General features: G+C 63.9%; 18 protein-coding genes. 9 read left to right on the forward strand and 9 right to left on the reverse strand.

The genetic code is table 11. The features are described from left to right. The first annotated feature begins 704 nt into the window (after positions 1-704). Positions 705-1,124 (forward strand): Rieske 2Fe-2S domain-containing protein, encoded by a 420-nt coding sequence (locus tag JWM94_RS04635; RefSeq protein ID WP_299422396.1) that lies wholly within the window; start codon positions 705-707, stop codon positions 1,122-1,124. Then, complete coding sequence (locus JWM94_RS04640; RefSeq protein WP_299422398.1) at positions 1,112-1,540, forward strand: heme-binding protein; 429 nt, start codon at positions 1,112-1,114, stop codon at positions 1,538-1,540. The genes JWM94_RS04635 and JWM94_RS04640 overlap by 13 nt, the downstream gene beginning before the upstream one ends. A 42-nt stretch (positions 1,541-1,582) precedes the next feature. Here JWM94_RS04640 and JWM94_RS04645 read toward each other — a convergent pair whose 3' ends face one another. Then, positions 1,583-2,794, reverse strand: coding sequence for an MFS transporter (locus JWM94_RS04645; protein WP_299422401.1), 1,212 nt, complete (start codon positions 2,792-2,794; stop codon positions 1,583-1,585). 431 nt (positions 2,795-3,225) lie between these two features. Here JWM94_RS04645 and JWM94_RS04650 point away from each other — a divergent pair, with 431 nt between their 5' ends. The 4 genes from JWM94_RS04650 (at position 3,226) to JWM94_RS04665 (ending at position 8,382) form a co-directional block, all read left to right on the forward strand. Next, positions 3,226-4,383 (forward strand): hypothetical protein, encoded by a 1,158-nt coding sequence (locus JWM94_RS04650; protein ID WP_299422403.1) that lies wholly within the window; start codon positions 3,226-3,228, stop codon positions 4,381-4,383. A 197-nt stretch (positions 4,384-4,580) separates the two neighbouring features. Then, positions 4,581-6,785 carry a TonB-dependent receptor gene (locus JWM94_RS04655; protein WP_299422406.1) on the forward strand — a complete coding sequence of 735 codons (2,205 nt, stop codon included), beginning with the start codon at positions 4,581-4,583 and terminating at the stop codon, positions 6,783-6,785. A gap of 189 nt (positions 6,786-6,974) precedes the next feature. Then, positions 6,975-7,919, forward strand: coding sequence for an alpha/beta hydrolase (locus tag JWM94_RS04660; protein WP_299422408.1), 945 nt, complete (start codon positions 6,975-6,977; stop codon positions 7,917-7,919). A 31-nt stretch (positions 7,920-7,950) separates the two neighbouring features. Next, positions 7,951-8,382: a DoxX family protein gene (locus tag JWM94_RS04665; protein WP_299422410.1), complete on the forward strand. Its 432-nt coding sequence runs from the start codon at positions 7,951-7,953 to the stop codon at positions 8,380-8,382. On the opposite strand, the gene JWM94_RS04670 is transcribed toward JWM94_RS04665, so the two are convergent. Next, positions 8,306-9,049 carry a TetR/AcrR family transcriptional regulator gene (locus tag JWM94_RS04670; RefSeq protein WP_299422414.1) on the reverse strand — a complete coding sequence of 248 codons (744 nt, stop codon included), beginning with the start codon at positions 9,047-9,049 and terminating at the stop codon, positions 8,306-8,308. The genes JWM94_RS04665 and JWM94_RS04670 overlap by 77 nt on opposite strands. Before the next feature lie 247 nt (positions 9,050-9,296). On the opposite strand from JWM94_RS04670, the gene JWM94_RS04675 reads away from it, so the two are divergent. After that, on the forward strand, positions 9,297-9,875 hold the full coding sequence (locus tag JWM94_RS04675) for a TetR/AcrR family transcriptional regulator (protein ID WP_299422416.1): 579 nt from the start codon (positions 9,297-9,299) through the stop codon (positions 9,873-9,875). A 15-nt stretch (positions 9,876-9,890) separates the two neighbouring features. On the opposite strand, the gene paaE is transcribed toward JWM94_RS04675, so the two are convergent. From paaE to JWM94_RS04710, 7 genes are all read right to left on the reverse strand, one after another. Continuing rightward, complete coding sequence (gene paaE, locus JWM94_RS04680) at positions 9,891-10,967, reverse strand: 1,2-phenylacetyl-CoA epoxidase subunit PaaE (RefSeq protein WP_299422419.1); 1,077 nt, start codon at positions 10,965-10,967, stop codon at positions 9,891-9,893. A gap of 8 nt (positions 10,968-10,975) precedes the next feature. Further along, positions 10,976-11,479: a 1,2-phenylacetyl-CoA epoxidase subunit PaaD gene (gene paaD / locus JWM94_RS04685; RefSeq protein ID WP_299422423.1), complete on the reverse strand. Its 504-nt coding sequence runs from the start codon at positions 11,477-11,479 to the stop codon at positions 10,976-10,978. Next, a complete protein-coding gene (gene paaC / locus JWM94_RS04690; RefSeq protein ID WP_299422425.1) occupies positions 11,476-12,231 on the reverse strand; it encodes a 1,2-phenylacetyl-CoA epoxidase subunit PaaC in 756 nt (251 codons plus the stop codon). Before paaC ends, paaD begins: the two co-directional genes overlap by 4 nt. Before the next feature lie 7 nt (positions 12,232-12,238). Next, a complete protein-coding gene (gene paaB / locus JWM94_RS04695) occupies positions 12,239-12,523 on the reverse strand; it encodes a 1,2-phenylacetyl-CoA epoxidase subunit PaaB (RefSeq protein ID WP_299422428.1) in 285 nt (94 codons plus the stop codon). 19 nt (positions 12,524-12,542) lie between these two features. After that, entirely contained in the window at positions 12,543-13,535 is a 993-nt protein-coding gene (paaA, locus tag JWM94_RS04700; protein WP_299422430.1) for a 1,2-phenylacetyl-CoA epoxidase subunit PaaA, read from the reverse strand. Between the two features lie 101 nt (positions 13,536-13,636). Next, complete coding sequence (paaI, locus tag JWM94_RS04705; protein WP_299422432.1) at positions 13,637-14,065, reverse strand: hydroxyphenylacetyl-CoA thioesterase PaaI; 429 nt, start codon at positions 14,063-14,065, stop codon at positions 13,637-13,639. Between the two features lie 78 nt (positions 14,066-14,143). Then, positions 14,144-16,336, reverse strand: a complete 2,193-nt coding sequence (locus JWM94_RS04710) for a TonB-dependent receptor (protein ID WP_299422433.1) — start codon at positions 16,334-16,336, stop codon at positions 14,144-14,146. Between the two features lie 292 nt (positions 16,337-16,628). Here JWM94_RS04710 and paaG point away from each other — a divergent pair, with 292 nt between their 5' ends. Continuing rightward, complete coding sequence (paaG, locus tag JWM94_RS04715) at positions 16,629-17,420, forward strand: 2-(1,2-epoxy-1,2-dihydrophenyl)acetyl-CoA isomerase PaaG (protein WP_299422437.1); 792 nt, start codon at positions 16,629-16,631, stop codon at positions 17,418-17,420. Between the two features lie 17 nt (positions 17,421-17,437). Beyond that, the coding region (gene paaZ / locus JWM94_RS04720) for a phenylacetic acid degradation bifunctional protein PaaZ (RefSeq protein ID WP_299422434.1) at positions 17,438-19,249 on the forward strand (1,812 nt) is incomplete at its 3' end.

The raw sequence follows: 19,249 nt of genomic DNA on the forward strand, positions 1-19,249 counted from the left end.
CGTGCAACGATCATGAGCTGCTTCAAGCCGGTGCTGGAGAGCAGCATGGCCAAGCCTGTGCCGGTGCCCGACCTTCCTAAGGAGAATGACGGCGTGAAGGGTTGGATGATATTCGCCGTCGAGGATACCGCGAGTAATTCCGGACTCTCTCCAGTACCGTAGAAAACTGAAAAGGCGCGAATTTGCGCCAGAAATCAGGTGATTTCTCTTATATTCCAATTACGTGCAGCTGTATGGCGGTGGAGGCAGTCACCGCCGAACCCGTCTCTGGCGGCTGATCTCTCGTTGGTGCGCATTGGTACCGCGGGTTCGCAGGCGACTGGCCGAGGTTGACGAAGTGGCCCCTAACCTCCCTCATTAGCGGGCGCAGCTCTCGCCTGCGCGTCGCGGAATTGATCTATCCCTGATATCAATGTCGTAATTGATGGTGCACCCGCAGCGTGATTTAGCGATGGAATGCGAGACACCACTGACCCGTCAACACGAGCAGTCGACGCGATAGATTTCTGGGCCAGATTCTTCGGGCTTCAGGGGTCTGCCCGAGATCACATACCGCGGGCCGCCGTCGACGCTCCCGGCCGGCGAGGAACGTTGCTTTCTGGAGGATGGCGACGAGGTCATTTTTACCGGACCCGCGGAACCCAATGGGTATTTCCCGATCGGATTCGGCGAGTGTCGGGCGACGATTGTGGCGGCGCGAGGCGATGACGATCGAGCGGCTTCAGCAAACGCCAGCGGGGGTTGTCCTGGGGCCGCTCGACGCCATTTCGCCGGGCGGCGCCAGGAACTATGTCGTGGCGGTCGGATCAGGCCGATTTCACGGCTTCGTCGTGCGAATGCCTGCGGGCATCCGCGGCTTCGTCGATCGCTGCCCCCATCTCGGCGCATTGCTGGCGCTCGAACTCGATCGCTACCTGACCAACGACGGTCGGTTTGTCATATGCGGGTGGCACGGTGCGCTGTTCGAGCCGGATACCGGTCTGTGCGTCGCCGGACCGTGCGACGGGTCGTCACTGATTCCGTGGCCAGTCCATGTGGCGGACGGTCAGATCGTCACGGGCCGCCGTGCCGATCCGCGTTCTCAACCCATCCATCGACAGGAGAATCATCAATGTCTCAGGTAACGCTCGACCAAGCGAAAGCGATCATTGCCGGCGCGTTCGCGAAAGGCCAGGCACTCGCGCTCAAGCCTTTGAGCGTCGCGGTGCTCGATCCCGGCGGGCACCTAATCGCTTTCGAGCGGCAGGACGGCGCGTCGACGCTGCGGCACGCGATCGCGACGGGAAAGGCGGCCGGCGCGCTGGCGCTGGGGGTTTCGAGCCGCAAGATCGGCGACATCGCGGCGGAACGCCCGAGCTTCGTCGGCGCGCTGAACGCGATCGCGCCCGCAGGGGTCGTACCGGCGGCGGGCGGCCTAATCGTCGTGAATGCCAATGACGCGCCGTTGGGCGCTGTGGGCGTTACGGGGGACACGTCGGACAATGACGAGCTGTGCGCGATTGCCGGGATAGAGGCGGCAGAGCTGACGTATCGGCCCTAGGGCAGTGGGCGGCCTATGCGCCCGCCTTCACCACTACGTCGCTCACGCAGACACCGCCTCTCTGGCGCGCGTACGGCGCATCCAGCCCGCGGCGAAGGTCGCCAGCGCGGCCGCGACCGCGGGGATCGCGGCGAGGAGGAACAAACGGCTTTCGGGGAGGCTGGCGGCGACCAGTGCGCCACCGATCAACGGCCCGGCGATCGAGCCCAGCCGGCCGACGCTCATCCCAATGCCCGATCCCGCACCGCGCACCGGCGGGGGAAACAGGTCGACCATCATCGCCGGGAAGTTGATCTGCGCCCCCATCACGCACAGCCCGGCCATATATAGGACACCGAAAACTGCCGCCTGCGACGGCATCGGGGCGCCGATCAGTGCGACGAAAAGGCTTCCCGCGAGCATCATCACTGCGATCGGCAGATAGGGCCCGAAGCGGTTGATGAGTGGGATGCTGAGCAGTGCGCCGCTGATCCCGCCGAGATTGAGCGCGACGCCCGCGAGTGCCGCGCTTTGTGGCGTACCGCCGCGAGCAACGATGATTGTCGGCGCCCAGCTGACCAAAGCGTAGGTCAGCAGCAATAGACAGAAGAGGCCCAAATAGAGGCAGATGGCTGGCCAGAGCCTGCCCTCCGCGAGCGGCGCAGCGATAAAATTGCCCTTCGGCGTGGCAGAGGCGGCGACCGAGCCGCGGCGATAGGATTCGGGAATCGCCAGCGCCGCTGCCAGGGCGACCAGGCACGCCACCCCCGCTGCCACGAAGACCGCCGACCATCCGGCGTGCAGCAACGCCGCGGTCAGCGCCCCGCCGACCACCGCGCCCATCGGATAGCCGATATACATCAGCGTGACGGTGCCGCTGCGACGCTGGGGCCCGGCATGTTCGGCGGTGAGCGAGATCACCGCCGGCAGCGCCCCCCCCAGCCCGATCCCGGCGAGGAAGCGAAACGCGGCGAGTTGGCCGAAGGTGCTTGCGCCCGAACAGGCGAAGGTCATCAACGCCGCCACGAGCAGCGCGCCGACGAGCATCGGCTTGCGGCCGAGTCGGTCGGATAGCGGTCCCATCGAAACCGCGCCGAGGATCGCGCCGAAATAGCCCGCCGCGAAGAGCTGTCCGATGCTAGTGGGGCCGAGATGGAGGTCGTGCGCGACGAGCGGCGCGACGAACGACACCATAAGCGTGTCGTAGCCGTCGACCATCACGATCAGGAAGGAAAGTGCGACGACTCGCGCCAGAATGTTGCGATCCGGCGTCATGCGACGCCCCGGTCCTGCGCTCGACGGCCGATGGCGCGCGCTTGGTCATGGCGCATCGTGCAACCCCTCCTCATTTCGCCCGATCGTGCGTCGGGGCTCGCTTATCGTTACCCTATCCCCTCTCGGGGCGGAGCGTCGGCATGTTGGCGTGCAAACCGCTTTCATGCCAATTCGACATCGGAAAAAGATTGATGGTGCGCATGTATCAGTGCGCCTCGCTCGCTTCGGCATTGACGCGAGTTGATTTTGGCACGCCATCAATTGGTGCGTCAGATTGAATTGGCCCCGAACGGCCCGCTTGCCTAACCCACTCCGAAACGCCGCCGGATCAGCGCGCGGCGAAATGAGGCGGTGTCGGGAGAGGCTGGCAATGGGCGTTCCGCCCGTTCGGACGGCTCGCCAATGCCCGCCTCTTGCGGAGTGACCTTGCCTTGACCGACACGCTCGAAGAAATGGATTCGATGCAGCAGGACAGCGATTTTCTCGCGCCCGGGGCCCGGCTCCTCAACGTCCATCAGCGCCTTCCGACATCGGGGGCGCGCTGCGCGCACCTCTTCACGCTCGACTCCGCGCGCTATCTGGCGGTGGCGCAACTCGCCGAAGAGGTCCCCGGCAAGCCGGCGCATATGAACGGCGGCACGTCGGACGTCGACGCGATCCTGTACCGGTGGGACGCCGGGCGGTTCGTCGAGCACCGACGCCTGCCCTGCCCCGGGGGCGAGGACGCGCTGTTTTTCCGGAACGGCGAGGGATCGTTTCTCGCCTTCGCCAACCTGCGCACGGGCAGCGGCCCCTATGAGACGAACACCCAATCGCTGATCTATCGGGAAGCCGACGGCGATTGGGAACTGGCCGAGACCGTCCCGAGCTTCGGGGCCAAGCAATGGCATCATTTCACGATCGACGGCCGCGAGTTCCTGGCGCTCGCCCAAGGTCTCACCATTCCGCACTACAAGCCCGTCGGCCATGGCCGCTCTACGATCTTCGAACGCGCAGACGGCGCGTGGCGCGAATTCCAAGTGCTCGGCGGACCTTGGGGCTATAACTGGACCGACTTCGAGATCGATGGCCAGCGGTTCCTCGCTTATGCCGACCATGTCACGCCGAGCCTGATCTACCGCTGGGACGGCGAGCGCTTCGTCCCATACCAGACCTTCGCCGAAACGACCGGCCGCGCTTTCCGTTATTTCCGGCACGAGGGCGCCGATTGGCTGGCCTTCGCCGCGATCGCCGGGGACTCGACGCTCTATCGCTGGAACGGCGAGCTGTTCGTCGCGCACCAATCGCTCGGCGGGCCGGGCGGGCGTGAGTTCGAGCTGATCGACAGTGACCACGGACTGTTCCTCGTACGCGTTTGCTTCATCGAGGGCACGCCCGCGGCCCCCAAGACTGACCTCCAGTCGCAAATCTTCAAATGGGTCGATGGGCGTTTCGAATTGGTCGAGGAGTTCCCGACCTTCGGCGCGACCGATGCGAGCTATTTTCGGGACGAGGGCCAGGACTATCTGGTGGTGTCCGACAGCCTGACCCCGGACGTCCGCTTCCGGCAGGACATGGTCGTCTATACCCTGTCGCTCGAACAGGCGTGAAGCCGACGCTTAGGATGATCAGCAACCAACGGTACGATGCCGCGCAGCCCTCTCGCGTACTCCCAGGCCGCCTGAAAACATTTGCAAAAAGCAAATAATAATCAACGATTATCAAAATTGACGATAGTTCATTATGACAATACTCCACCCTAATGATCACGCCCGCGCAGATGGGCGTGCCGAGAGGGAGAGGAACGATGAGGAAGGCTTGGTTGACGGCATCGGTGGCGGGCATCTGTCTCGCGCCGTGCGCGGCGCTAGCGCAAACGGCGCCCACCGCCGCCGAAGCTCCCAAGGCCCAAGATGAGTCCAACCCCGACGGCGCGCCCGACATCATCGTCACGGCGCAACGCCGCGCCGAACGCCTTCAGGACGTGCCGATCGCGATCACGGCGCTAACATCCGACCAGCTCGCGGCGTCAGGCGTGACCGACGTGACCAAGCTCAACACCGTCACCCCGGGGCTCTACATCCAAGCCTCGACCGGTTTCGTGTCGCCGCATATCCGCGGCATCGGCACGTCGGCGGGCGGCGCCGGGCTCGAAAATTCGGTCGCGGTCTATATCGACGGCGTCTACATGGCGTCGCAGCCCGGCTCGCTGCTCTCGCTCAACAATGTCGAACGGGTCGAGGTGCTCAAGGGTCCGCAAGGGACGCTGTTCGGCCGCAACGCGACGGGTGGCCTCATCCAGATTATCACGCGCGATCCCACGCAGGATTTCACCACGAGATTTTCCGCAGGCTACGGCAATTACGACACCATTACCGGCGGCGCCTATATCGCCGGCGGGCTGGCGCCCAACCTTGCCATGGACGTCGCGGCGCAGGTGTCGGCGCAGGGCAATGGCTATGGTACTAACGTCGCAACCGGCAACGACGTCTATCGCACCAAGTTCGACCTCGCGCTGCGGTCGAAACTGGTCTTCACGCCGAGCGCCGCGACCACGATCAAGCTTTCCGGCGACTATGAGCGACGCATCGGCAACGCGTCGATCAGTTCGAAACAGGTGCCGGGGATCAAGCCGGCCTTCGGTCCGGCCTATAATATCGGCACTTGGGACATTAACTCGGACTTCGATCCTTTCCAGCGCCTCACCGGCGGTGGGGCGAGCCTCGATATTCAGCAGGATCTCAGCGGCGTGCAGCTGCAATCGATCACCGCTTTTCGCAAATCGCAATATGCGATCGGGTTCGATACCGACCTGACGCCGACCCCGGCCCAGACGCTGACCAATTCGGTGCTCAAGGACCGACAGTTCAGCCAGGAACTCAAATTGCAGTCTGACGCCAGATCGAAGATCCAGTGGGTCGTCGGCGCCTATTATTTCAGCGCCAATGCCGAACTCGACCCGAACATCCTGCGGCTCGGCGGCCCGGCGATTCCGCCGCCGCCCGCGCCGCCGATCACCGGAATTTCGGGGTACAGCAAGCTCACGACGCGCGCCTGGGCGGGCTATGCACAGGCGACCGTCCCGCTCGGCGACCGGACCAAGCTGACCGGCGGTTTCCGCTACAGCACCGAACGTCGGACGATCTTCTCGACCACCGCGGCGACGCTGATCAACGGCATCGTCATCAACCCGTTCGGGCCCAACGTCTCGCAAAGCGAAACCTTCTCGGCGCCGACCTGGCGGGTGTCGATCGACCACAAAATCGACGACAACAACTTGGTCTACGCCTCGTACAATCGCGGCTTCAAAAGCGGGGGATACAATGCCCGCAACGCCGCGGCACCGGCCTTCAAGCAGGAACAGCTCGACGCGTATGAAATCGGGATCAAGTCGGACCTAGCCAATCGCGTGCTACGCGTGAACGCCGCCGGGTTCTATTACAAATACCGCAATATCCAGGTGAGCCGGTTCGAGCAGAACAACATCTTCATCTACAACGGTGCCGGCGCCGAGATTTACGGCCTCGACCTCGATCTCCAGCTGCGGCCGGCGCGCGGGCTGACAATCGATGGCGGCGTCAGCATCCTCCACGACCGCTTCACGAGCTTCCCTAATGCCGACCGCTACACGCCCAATCCGTTGGGCGGGTCGATCCGATCGACCGTGTCGGCCAGGGGAAACCGCCTGCCGATCACGCCCGACGCGACGCTCAACCTCAACGTGCATTACGTGCGCGAGACCAGCAGCGGCATCTGGTCGTTCGACCTCGGCGGCTATTACAATAGCGGATTTTTCGGGCAGCCCGACAATGTCCTCAAACAGCCTGCCTATGCGCTGCTCGACGCGTCGATCGGCTGGAAGAGCGCCGACAAACGGTTCGGCGTCCGGGTCTGGGGTAAGAACCTGACCAACCGGCCGGTCGCAACCGCGCTCGGCCAGTCCGATACGTCCGCGATCGTCCAGTACGACGCGCCGCGAACGTACGGGATCACGTTCAGCACCGAGTTCTGACGGCCGACCGCTCTCGATTGACTGGAGATGTTTATGAACCGACTGAGAAAGGGTTTGGTCGTGGCAGGTACCCTGGCCGTGCTCGGAACGGGAACGGCCGTGGTCGCCAGCGACGCGCCGGCCGCAAGCAAGGCTGCGGGCACCCCGTGCCCGGCCTCGCCGCTCCCACCCGGAATGGGGGGCGGGAACATGCCGCCCATCCCGATGGCGACCAGCGTCAAGCCGAGCGACACGAGCACCAGCATCGTCATCAAGCCCAATCCGGCGGATCAGATCATGTGTGGCCGCACCGCGCTTAAGACCGTGTCGAGCGTCGTGTTCGCGCGCGTTCCCGGTCCCGGCGGCCAGTCGCGCGATCTCGCGCTCGACATCGTGGCGCCGACCGCGCCAGGCAAATATCCGCTGGTCGTTTACATCCCCGGCGGCGGCTTCGTGATCGCCCCGAAGGAAGGCGGCCTGAACCTGCGCACCTTCGTCGCCGAGAACAAGTTCGTCGTGGCAAGCGTCCAGTATCGTACCGCGATGGACGGCGCGACCTACCGCGAGGGCGTCTCGGACGTAAAATCGGCGATCCGTTACCTCCGCGCGCATGCCGCGGAATACGGCATCGACCCCGCCCGAGTGGCCGTCTGGGGAGAATCGGCCGGTGGCTATCTCGCGGCGATGGTCGGCGTGACCAACGGCGTGAAGGCGTTCGAAAGCGGCGACAATCTGGGCCAGAGCAGTTCGGTCCAAGCAGTGATCGACAAGTTCGGCACGTCGGATACGGCAAATGTCGCGGAGGACTTCAATCCGGAAATGGCCGGCTTCGTCGCGCCGGGATCGCCGATCGCGCGCTATATGGCGGACGGCGGAACGCCCTTCCCCGCGGCGTCCAACCCCCTCACCTATATCGACAGATCGGATCCCCCGTTCCTGATCTTCCACGGCAACAACGATCACATAATCTCGCCCAGCCAGACGCTGCGGCTGCACAACGCGCTGCGCGCCGCCGGCGTCGCGAGCACGCGCTACGTCCTCGATGGCGCTAACCACGGCGATCTCGCGTTCGCCGGCAACCCGGCGGCGGGGCTGCCCTGGTCGTCCAGGGAAGCGATGGACATCATCGTCCGTTTCCTGCGTGACCCGAAGTGACCATGAAGTGGGCGGCGCTCAGAGCGGCCAGATGATGGCTGGCGACGGGCGTCGGACGGCAGGCGGATCCGACCTCGCCTGCCGTTTCCTTCTCTCGGTGATTTTTCTCTCGACCGGAATCCCCGCGCTGCTCTCGCCAGCCAGTTTCGCCACGGGCCTGCGTCAGATGGGCGTGCCCTTGCCGGGGTTCAGCGCGGCGGCGACCATAGCACTGACCATAATCGGCCCGCTCGTCCTGATTTTCGACATCAAGAGACTCGGCTGGGCCGCGTCTTTCGCTCTCGCCGCGTTCACCGCTTTGACGATCCCTTTCGGCCACGCTTTCTGGCGGTTCGGCGAGCCGCAGCGGATGGAAGAAATGCGGATCGCGATCGAGCATGTCTCGCTTATCGGCGGGCTGATGCTCGCCGGCCTGTCGTCGCTGCGGCCCGGGCGGGCATTGCCGTCATCTCGTCAGCGCTGAAATCGCCCATCAAGACTTGGCGCAACTGCGTGTCCGGCAGCGCGGGAAGCGTCAGATTGGCGATCCGCCGGGCTTCGTCATCGGCGACTCCGAACGAGCGCAGCAGCATCTGCGCGCCGGCATCGACTTCCTGTGGCGTAATGCCGCTCGTCATCCCGCGCTGCACCAGCGCGGTGACGAGACCATAACCTATCTCGAGCGCGATCTGGAGCGACGGGACATGCACGAACCCATCGTCCGCGGCGCGCGTGATGTTGCCCAGTGCGTGCTCCTGCATCTCGGCGGTGGGCGGACCGATCAGCGGCAGGACACGCAGCAGGATGCCCGCACCGACGCGGTCGGACGAAATCCGCCGGATCGAATAGCGCACGTTGAAGCAGATCCGTTCGATCGGGTTCGGCAGCGCGTCGAAGCTCGCCGACTGCTCCCTGTTGAGCTGGACGATCATCTGCTGCGCCATCGCTCGCAGCATCGCGTTGAAGGTCGGGAAGTAATTGTAGATCGACCCGCGCGAGAGATGCGCGGCATGGCGGACGTCGTCGATCGTCGTGGCGTCGATGCCGCGTTCCTCGAACAATATCAGCGCCGCAGCGAGGATTCTTGCGCGAGTCTTCGAGCGCTTGACGCGCGCGTTCCTCGTCCTGAAGTTTTCTTCTGTATCCGTCATACGCCCCTGCACGCTGCAGTAATATTTCATATCAGTCATAATGACATACTGTCATTGAATGCACGCGAACAAGTGGTTGCCAAACTTTGCCGAGCCTATTCTCGCCGTCCGCGGACCGGCGCGGCCGCGACGTGCCGTGACCGAAAAGCGCAAACGCACGAGCGCGAGGCACGGCCGTGCGAGGCGGTCGGTTGACGCTGCACGCGCTCCTGCTAGTCCCTTTGAAGAACGGGAGCGATGATCCGAAATGGCGCGGACGCAAGCAGCGGATTACGAGGACAGGCGGGAGGCGATCGTCGAGAAGGCGGCGCAACTATTCGCTGAGCACGGCTTTCTCGGAGCGTCAGTGCTGGAGCTGGCCAAGGCATGCCGGACCTCCAAGTCGCTCCTCTATCACTATTATCCGTCCAAGGAGGACGTTCTCTACGCAGTGATGCTTTCGCACATCGACCGGCTGGGCGACGATGTTGAAAAGGCGATGGCGATCGGGGGCGGACCGAAGAAACGGCTCAAGACGCTGCTCCGCCTCTTCATGAATCACTATGTCGGCGCTGCTTCCCGGCAAAAGGTGTTGCTCAACGACTTACCCCACCTGCCCGAGGACAAGCGCAAGTCCGTTGTCGCGAAGCAGCGCCGGATCATCGACGCGGTGCAGGGCTTGCTCGTCGAACTTGATCCAACGCTGGCCGGCCAGAAAGAAAGAGCGCGCGCGAAGACGATGCTGTTATTCGGGATGATCAACTGGACCGGCAACTGGTACGATCCGACCGGGCCGCTCGATCCCGACAGCATCGCCGACATGGCGTTCGAGCTTGCCGTCGGGTAGATTGATCGCCTCGGCCTAGGCGTCGAAGTTCAACTCGACATTGTCCGACAACGGCACCGCCTGGCAGGTCAGGACGTATCCTCGCGCCACCTCGTCCTGCGAGAGTCCGAAATTCCGGTGCATGGCCACCTCGCCGGCAACGACCTTCGCCCGGCAGGTCGCACACACGCCTGCCTTGCAAGCGAAGGGCGCCGCCAGGCCGACCGCGCGTGCATTTTCAAGGATTGACCCTTTTTCGGCATCGAAGGTCAGCGTCCGGCGGCGGCCATCGATCGTCAGCTTGACCTGCCGGCCCGCAGCTTCGCGCGCGCGCTCCTGTACTGCCACCCGGTCGGCGTCGCTGATCGCACCGACGGCAAATCGTTCCGAGAGGATCGCTGCGGCCGGGAGCTGCGCAGCGATCAGTGCCGCCTCGATCGCGTCGATCATGGCGCCCGGGCCGCAGATGAAGGCAGCATCGAGATCCGAAGGATCGACTAGCCGCCCGAAAATCTCGCCCAACTTGCCGGCGTCCAAGCGACCGTTGAACAAGGCAATGTCGTCTTCCTCCTCGGTCAGGAAATGCAACACCTGTAGGCGGTCGAGAAATCTGTTCTTGAGCGCCGCGATCTCGTCGAGGAACATGATGCTCGAGGACGTCCGATTGCCGTAGAACAGCACGAACCGGCTGCGCGTTTCGATCACTAGCGCGGCCTTCATGATCGACAGGATGGGCGTGATGCCGGATCCGGCCGCAAAGCCGGCATAGGTAGCGGCGCGCGATGGATCGAAGGTCCAAGTGAAACTGCCGTGTGGCGGCATCACATCGAGCTGATCGCCGACCGCAACCGCATCGTTTGCCCAAGCCGAGAACGCACCGCCCTCAATCCGCTTGATGGCGACACGCAGTTCGTCTTCGTGCGGGGCGGTGCAGATCGAATAACTCCTGCGCGCCTCTTCGCCATCGAGTTCGGTGCGCAGCGTCAAATGCTGCCCTGGCGAATGGCGAAACGCGTCCCGGAGCGAGGCCGGCACGGCTAGGCGAAGCGAGACCGCGTCATCGGTTTCCCGCCGCACCTCGGTGACTTCAAGCGCATGGAACCCGGTGGACATATGCGCTCCTAGTGACACTTGAACTTGTCGAACGGCTCCGCGCAGTCGCCGCACTGCCAGAGCGCCTTGCAGGGGGTCGAACCGAAGCGGCTGATCTCGAGCGTGTTCGCCGAATTGCATCGCGGGCAGAGCACGACTTCAAACGCCCTAAGTGTGCGGGAAGCGGCGTCTTTGGGCGGCGGCGCGATACCGTAGGCACTCAGCTTCTCCCGCCCAGCGTCGCTGATCATGTCGGTCGTCCACGGCGGATAGAGTTCGGTGCGGATTTCGACCGCGCCGAGCCCGGCGTCGTCGAGGCACGCCCGGATCGACGCCTCGATCGCGAGCGTGGCCGGGCAGCCCGTATAGGTCGGCGTGATCGTTACCCTCGGCGCGCCGGCGGTTTCGATCGACCGGACGATTCCGAGATCGACGACCGAAACCACGGGGATTTCGGGATCGGGCACCGTCGCCAGCAACGCGGCGAGCCGCGCCGCCAGATCGGCCGATCCCGCAATGTCGGCGATCGTCACCAGATCGCTTCGGGATGAGCGCGAGGCAGGACCTGCATCAGCGCCAGCAAGGCGGAGAGATGCTCGGTGTGGCGTCCCTCGCGCCCGCCAATGGTCGGCCACAGCCGCGCGGGCGTCGCGTGTAATTCGGCGAGGGCAAGTACATCGGCGACGCGGCTGTCGAAGCCTGCTCGCAGCGACGCGCGATCGACGAGCACACACGCGGCGATGAGGTCCGCCTGCCCTTCGCCCGCCGCGAACATGTCATCGACGAAGCGCCAGAACCAGTCGAAGCCCTCGACCATGCGGGCCTTGCTCTCGTCGGTGCCGTCACCCAGCCGGATGATCCATTCCGCCGCGAGGTCGGCGTGATAGGTGACTTCCTTGACGGCCTTGGCGCTGATCGCGGCGATCTGCCTGTCGGTCGAATGCTGGAGCTTGTCGAACAGCGTCAGTTGATAGGTCGAAAAGAGAAACTGCCGGGCCATGGTCTGGCCGAAATCGCCATTGGGCTGCTCGACCAACAGGCAATTGTGGAACTGGTCGGCATCGCGATGGAAAGCGAGACGGTCGGCGTCGCGTCCCTTGCCCTCGACCTCGCCGGCATAAGCGAGAAAGAGAGTGGCCTGTCCGATCAAGTCGAGTGCGAGGTTGGACAGGCTGAGATCGACTTCGACGGTCGGCGCGTGCCCACTCCATTCGCACAGCCGCTGGCCAAGGATCAGCGAATCGTCTGCAAGTTCGAGCAGCGCATGAAAGAGGGGTTCGTTCATGCCTGCCTCACATGTGCTTCACGGCATCGGGAAGGTCGTAAAAGGTCGGGTGCCGATAGACCTTGTCCTGCGCCGGCTCGAACAGGGCTGCCGACTGGTCCGGGTCGGACGCCGTGATCTCACTCGACCGTATGACCCAGAGGCTCACGCCTTCCGTACGGCGCGTATAAGTGTCGCGCGCGTGCCGGATGGCGAGTTCGCTGTCGGGTGCGTGCACCGAACCGACGTGGCGATGTTCAAGGCCGCCGCGCGCCCGCACGAACACCTCCCAAAGAGGCCAATCCCCACTCATCGACAAACTCCCGTCCCGCCTATGCCGCCGCGGCGCGCGCGTGCTTCGCCTGATGCGCGTCCGCCGCCGCGCGGACCCAGGCTCCGGCATCCCAAGCGGCCCGGCGTGCCTTCAGACGGTCTTTCGCCACCGGGCCTTGGCCCTGAACCGCGGCGTAGAATTCGTCCCACTGGATCGCGCCGAAATCGTACGCCCCGCGCACTTCGTTCCAGCGCAATTCCGGATCAGGAATAGTCAGTCCCAGCAACTCCGCCTGCGGGACCGTCGCATCGACGAATTTCTGACGCAGCTCGTCGTTCGTGTCGCGCTTGATCCGCCAGCGGATCGACTGGGCGGTATTGGGCGAATTGTCGTCGGGCGGGCCGAACATCATGAGCGTCGGCCACCACCAGCGACCGAGCGCATCCTGCGCCATCGCTTTTTGTGCGGCGGTGCCGTTCACTAGCGCCAGCATCAAGTCGAAGCCCTGGCGCTGATGAAAGCTTTCCTCCTTGCAGATGCGCACCATCGCCCGGGCATAGGGGCCGTAGGAGGTGCGCTGGAGGGGCACCTGGTTCATGATAGCGGCGCCATCCACCAGCCACCCGATCGCGCCGATATCCGCCCAACTGAGCGTCGGATAATTGAAGATCGTCGAATATTTCGCTTTGCCCGCGTGCAACGCCTCGATCATCTGCTGTCGGCTCGTGCCCAGCGTTTCGGCCGCGCAATACAGATAGAGGCCGTGCCCGGCTTCGTCCTGGATCTTGGCGAGCAGGATGGTCTTGCGCTTGAGGCTCGGCGCGCGCGTCAACCAGTTCCCCTCAGGCAGCATCCCAACGATCTCGCTATGCGCATGCTGCGAAATCTGGCGCGTGAGCGTGCGGCGATAGGCATCGGGCATCCAGTCCTTGGGCTCGATGAACTCGTCCGCCGCGACACGCGCCTCGAACGCGGCCAGCATCGTGGGATCCTCCGCCTCGATCGGCGCAATGGCGGTCGCCGCGGCCTTGTCCAACTCGGTCGTGTACATCGGTGCATCTCCAACATCCGGCATCTATAATTAATCGACCGATCGGTCAATCAATTTTTCGGGATGCCGGATTGGCGTGGCGCGCGACACGGCTACGCACGTCATTCTGCCGATGTCGGAATCGTGGCGGACACGGTGCGCGACAGGCCGTGGAACGACGCGATGTCGCGGCCGTCGGTACTGCGGACGGTAACCGCGCAAGCGCCGCTACGCCCCGCCATCATGACTTCCTGCGCTTCCGCAACCAGGCGATCCCCCGGCCCGGCCGGACTCAGGAAGCTGATCGACGCAGCATGCGCGACGGTTTGCGCGCCGTGCGAGTTGCAGGCGTAGGCGAACGCCGTATCGGCAAGCGTGAACAGCGCACCACCATGCGCGGTCCCGTAACCGTTGAGCATATCTTTACTCACGGTGACGGCGATGCGGGCATAGCCTTCGCGGACGTCCTCGATTTCGATCCCCCATTCGTCGCCCATGGTTTCGCGGGTTCGCAGAAAATCGGCAATCGCTCTGGCTTCGGTGTCGCTCACGACAATTCCACTTATTTGATGTCGGTGGAACGATGCGGCGGACGAGGCCTACAAGCGACCTCGTCCGCCGCATCGTCTTCAAAATTTGAAGGTCGCCGTCAGGCCGTAGGTGCGCGGCTCGCCGTAGAGCGCGAACGCGACGCGGCTATCCCGCTGCGAAAAGACATGCGTTCGATATTCGGTCTGGGTCAGGTTCTTGACCCACAGGCTCAGCTCGAGATGCTTGTCGCTCGACGTGAAGGTGATCGAACCGTCGACCAGGTCATAGCCGGGAATGACGGTGATCGGGTTGTTGTCGGCATCATAGTAGCTGAGGCTCTGATACTTGTATGTGCCACGGATGCCGAGGCTCGACTGGTCGGCGAACTCATACGTGTAACCGCCATAGGCGCTGGCCGTGAATTCGGGCGCCTGGCGCAGCCGGTTGCCGTTGAAATTGCCCGTCACGATCGTCGAGGGCGTGCCGGTGAACTCGACGTACCGCGCGTCGAGATAGGCGAACGTGCCGCCGAATTCGAGGCCGCGAACCGGTGTCGCCGAGGCCTCCACCTCGACACCCTTGATCCGGGCCTTGCCGGCATTCTCGGTGATGAACTGCCCGAAGGTCGTTCCCGCAGGCTGGAAGAAGCGGGTGACCTGGAGGTCGCGATAGTCGGTATAAAATGCCGCGAGGTTGAATCGAAGGCGCCGATCGAAGAACTGCGCCTTGGCCCCGATTTCGTAGTTGGTCGCCTTTTCCGGATCGAACGGTTTGGTGGCCACCGCCGCCGTCGAAGCCGTGCCCGTAAAGCCACCGCTCTTGAAGCCGGTCGATACGCTCGCATAGACGAGCAGGTCGCGCCGGATTTCGTAGTCCGCGATCACCTTCCAGCTGAAATTCCGCCAGCTGTCCTGGGCGAAAGACAGCGGATAGGCCTGCAGCAAGAGCGGAAGGCCCGAATTGATCACGGCTTGGGAGGAGATCTTCTTGCGCTCGTAGGAATAGCGGCCGCCCCCGGTCAGGCTCAACCCCGGCGCCACGCGCCAGGTCGCCTGCGCATAGCCGGCATAGGACAGGCTGTCGTTGGTCTGATATGAATTGGAGATGCTCGGCAGCCGGTCGGTGCGGCCGAGCGCGGGGAAATTGAACCCCTCGTTGCGGCTATTTTCTTCCTTGCTGATGAACGCGCCTACGATCCATTCGACCTTGCCGCCCGACGGCGAGGTCAGCCGCACTTCTTGTGTATATTGCTTCGGCTGCTCGTGCACCGCGTCGGTGATCTTGAAGGTGAACCCGTTCGTCGCCGGTCCGAGCAGTGTGTTGTTCGGATTGCCCGACGCGCCGGTCAGATCGGTGAACGCCGACGAAGCGGGCAGTCCCGAAGAATCTTCGAGATACCCGTAGTGAGTCTCGCGATAGCTGCTGATCGAGTTTAGCGTCGCGAACCCGAAATCGTAGTTCAGCTGCAAATTGGCGCCGAAGATGTTGCGTCTGGTATAGCCTTCGACCGAGGCCAGCGTGGTGTACGGGCTTCCTCCGCCGCCCAGCGCGATGTTCACCGCGACGGGATCGGACGCGCAGCCGCAATTGTGCAGCGGCCCCTGGCTGCCTACCGGCTCGCGATTGGTCGCGCCGTTATTGTCACGCACCGCTTCGACGCTGAGCATCGCCTCGAACCGGTCGGTCGGCACCCAGCGAAGCGCACCGCGGACGCTCACCGATTCGGTCTCGCCCCAGCGCTGACCATAAAAGGGGCTCCCGACGAGGACGTTGCGCAGGTAGCCGTCGCTCGACCGGTAGCTGACCGCGATTTTCGCATACAGATTGTCGGCGATCGGGCCGCTGATCAAGCCGGCCGCGTCCATGCGGCCGTAATTGCCGGCCTTCAGCTGCAGCTTCATGCGGAAATCTTTTGTCGGCTTGAGCGTGACGAAGTTGATCGAACCACCGATCGAATTCTTGCCGTACAGCGTGCCCTGTGGCCCGCGCAGCACTTCGACGCGCTCGAGATCGAACAGGTCGAACACCTGGGACGAGCGCGCCGCGATGTATACGCCGTCGATTGACACCACCGTCGAATCGCTGGCGGCGGGTCCATCCTCCTTGGTACCGACGCCGCGGATCGCGATTTCCGGCTGGCCCTCGGCGAAGGCCGCGAAGGTCAGACCCGGGGTCTTGTCCGCCACGCCTTCGAGGCTAGTGATGTTGTCGCGCGCCAGTGTCTCACCGGTGATCGCGGTGATCGCCGCCGGGATCTTCTGGAGCGATTCCTCGCGCCGATTCGCGGTCACGATGATGTCGTTTTTATCATCCGGATTCGCAGGCGCAGCGCTTTGAGCAAACGCCGGGGTAGCGATGAGCGCAATGCCCAAGGCTCCGCTGCTAAGAACGGCTTTCATATCGATCCTCCCTTGCGGCTATTTTATTATCCGACCGTCCGGTCTTATAATAGATCGGTAATGCCCGCAATATATGAACGACCGGACGGTCAATCTATTGTCCGATGTTGCCCGCAGCACAAAAAAGGCGCTTGCCAATAATTGTCCGACCGGGCAGTCTATAAACCGAAGGAGAGGAGTCGGGATGGGCTATGCCACGATCCTGCTCGAGATCGGAGATGGCGCCGCGCGGCTAACCCTCAACCGGCCTGAGCGGCTGAACAGCTTCACCGTCGAGATGCATGAAGAGGTTGCGACCGCGCTCGACCAGGTCGAGGGCGACGCGAGCATTCGGGCTCTGTTGCTCACCGGAGCGGGCCGGGGATTCTGCGCTGGCCAGGACCTTGCAGACCGTGCTGTCACGCCCGACGCCGAACCGGTTGATCTCGGCCATTCGGTCGAAACCTATTACGCGCCGCTGGTCAGCCGGCTCGCAACGATGGACAAACCGGTGATCTGCGCAGTCAACGGCGTGGCCGCGGGGGCCGGCGCCAATATCGCGCTGGCCTGCGACATCGTCATCGCCGCCCGAAGCGCTCGGTTCATCCAGTCATTCGCGAATATCGGGCTCATTCCCGATTCCGGAGGGACGTGGGTGCTGCCAAGGCTTGTCGGACAGGCACGCGCGCTGGGTCTTGCTATGACCGGCGAACCGTTATCGGCCGAGAAGGCCGAAAGCTGGGGCCTCATCTGGAAATGCGTCGACGATGATGCGCTCGCCGCCGAAGCAGATGCGCTGCTACGCCGCTTCGCGACTGGCCCCACGCGCGGCCTCGTCGCGACCAGGCACGCGATCCGGAACGCGACGCTGAATGCGCTCGACGACGAATTGCGGATCGAGCGCGACCTGATGCGCGAGTTGGGGGCCAGCAACGATTATCGCGAAGGCGTTGCCGCATTCATCGCCAAGCGCCCTCCTCAATTCACCGGTAGTTAGGTTCTGGACCGCCCCTGATGACGACAATTCTGGAAAATTATTCGGCCGGCCGATGGGTGGGCAGCAGTGATGAAGGCGTGCCCGTGCGGTCGGCGCTCACCGGCGGGGTGGTCGCGCAAGCGGGCAGCGCGGGCCTCGATTTTGCGGCGATGCTAGCACACGCGCGCAAGGTCGGTGGGCCCGCGCTGCGCGCGATGACCTTCCACGATCGCGCGCGCATGCTCAAGGCGCTCGCGCAAACGATCATCGCTCGCAAGGAGGAACTCTACGCGCTGTCGGCAGAGACCGGTGCGACGCGCGGCGACAGCTGGATTGACATCGAGGGCGGCGCGGGAACATTGTTCACGATGTCGGCCAAGGGGCGCAAGGAACTGCCCGGCGACGTGATCCTGACCGATGGCGATTTCGAGCCGATCGGCAAGGAAGGGACCTTCATCGGCCAGCATGTCTACACCTCGCTGCAAGGCGCGGCGGTCCATATCAATGCGTTCAACTTCCCCGTCTGGGGCATGCTCGAAAAGCTTGGGCCCACGCTACTCGCCGGCGTTCCGGCGATCGTGAAGCCAGGCACCGCGACATCGCAGGTCGCCGAGCACGCATTCCGCATCCTGATCGAATCCGGCGCGCTGCCGGACGGCGCTATCCAGCTGATCGTCGGCGGCGTCGGCGACCTGTTCGACCATTTGACTTGTCAGGACGTGGTGTCCTTCACCGGCTCGGCGGCGACGGCGATTAAGCTGCAAACGCATCCCGTAATCGCGCGCCAATCGGTACGGTTCGTGGCGGAACGCGATTCGCTCAATGCCTCGGTCCTAGGCCTCGATGCCGGTCCCGATGCGCCCGAATTCGACCTCTTCATCAAGGAGGTCGCGCGTGAGATGACGGTCAAGACGGGGCAGAAATGCACCGCGATCCGGCGCGCATTCGTGCCGCGGCAGTGGCTCGACGCCGCCGCGGAAGCGCTCAAGGCCCGGCTCGGCAAGGTCGTCGTCGGCGATCCGGCCGTCGAAGGCGTCACCATGGGCGCGCTCGCAGGACGCTCCCAGCTCCAAGACGTGCGCGACAAGGCACGCGAACTCGCCACCGAAGCGCAAGTCGTCTTCGGCGATATCGACCATGTCGAGGTCACGGGCGGCAACCCGGACGCGGGCGCGTTCATCTCCCCGCTTCTGTTCCGCATGGACGATCCCTGGCAGGCGCAGAAGGTTCATGACGTCGAGGCGTTCGGTCCCGTCGCAACACTGATGCCCTACGACAATCTCGACGACGCGATCGCGCTCGCCAATCGCGGCAAGGGATCGCTGGTCTTGTCCTTGTTCACTTACGATCCGCGGGTGGCGCGGCGATTCCTGCTCGGCGCGGGCGCGTTTCATGGGCGCATCGTCATCATCGACCGCGACAGCGCGAAGGAATCCACCGGCCATGGCTCACCCTTGCCGATGCTCATCCATGGCGGTCCCGGTCGTGCCGGCGGCGGCGAGGAAATGGGCGGCATCCGAGGCGTCAAACACTATATGCAGCGCAGCGCCGTGCAGGCGCATCCGCGCACGATCGCCGCAATTACCGGGCGCTGGATACCAGGCGCGACGCAGGAGGATTCGATCGCGCATCCGTTCCGGTTGCGCTTCGGCGAGCTCGCGATCGGCTATACGCTGCGTACCGCCGCCCGGACGATCACGCTCGACGATATCGAGCATTTCGCGCATTTCACCGGCGACACCTTCTACGCGCACATGGACGAGGAAGCGGCCGCGGCCAATCCGTTCTTCCCCGGCCGCGTCGCGCATGGCTATCTGATCCTGTCGTTCGCTGCCGGGTTGTTCGTCGAC

The sequence above is a fragment of the Sphingomonas bacterium genome, from assembly GCF_028289855.1.
In the GTDB taxonomy this organism is placed as follows: domain Bacteria; phylum Pseudomonadota; class Alphaproteobacteria; order Sphingomonadales; family Sphingomonadaceae; genus Sphingomonas.

Excerpts from the sequence above, each read along its gene's own strand:
- JWM94_RS04635 (WP_299422396.1), top strand. The coding sequence starts at position 705 with ATGACGATCGAGCGGCTTCAGCAAACGCCAGCGGGGGTTGTCCTGGGG.
- JWM94_RS04640 (WP_299422398.1), top strand. The coding sequence starts at position 1,112 with ATGTCTCAGGTAACGCTCGACCAAGCGAAAGCGATCATTGCCGGCGCG.
- JWM94_RS04645 (WP_299422401.1), bottom strand. The coding sequence starts at position 2,794 with ATGACGCCGGATCGCAACATTCTGGCGCGAGTCGTCGCACTTTCCTTC.
- JWM94_RS04655 (WP_299422406.1), top strand. The coding sequence starts at position 4,581 with ATGAGGAAGGCTTGGTTGACGGCATCGGTGGCGGGCATCTGTCTCGCG.
- JWM94_RS04660 (WP_299422408.1), top strand. The coding sequence starts at position 6,975 with ATGCCGCCCATCCCGATGGCGACCAGCGTCAAGCCGAGCGACACGAGC.
- JWM94_RS04665 (WP_299422410.1), top strand. The coding sequence starts at position 7,951 with ATGATGGCTGGCGACGGGCGTCGGACGGCAGGCGGATCCGACCTCGCC.
- JWM94_RS04670 (WP_299422414.1), bottom strand. The coding sequence starts at position 9,049 with ATGACGGATACAGAAGAAAACTTCAGGACGAGGAACGCGCGCGTCAAG.
- JWM94_RS04675 (WP_299422416.1), top strand. The coding sequence starts at position 9,297 with ATGGCGCGGACGCAAGCAGCGGATTACGAGGACAGGCGGGAGGCGATC.
- paaE (WP_299422419.1), bottom strand. The coding sequence starts at position 10,967 with ATGTCCACCGGGTTCCATGCGCTTGAAGTCACCGAGGTGCGGCGGGAA.
- paaC (WP_299422425.1), bottom strand. The coding sequence starts at position 12,231 with ATGAACGAACCCCTCTTTCATGCGCTGCTCGAACTTGCAGACGATTCG.
- paaB (WP_299422428.1), bottom strand. The coding sequence starts at position 12,523 with ATGAGTGGGGATTGGCCTCTTTGGGAGGTGTTCGTGCGGGCGCGCGGC.
- paaA (WP_299422430.1), bottom strand. The coding sequence starts at position 13,535 with ATGTACACGACCGAGTTGGACAAGGCCGCGGCGACCGCCATTGCGCCG.
- paaG (WP_299422437.1), top strand. The coding sequence starts at position 16,629 with ATGGGCTATGCCACGATCCTGCTCGAGATCGGAGATGGCGCCGCGCGG.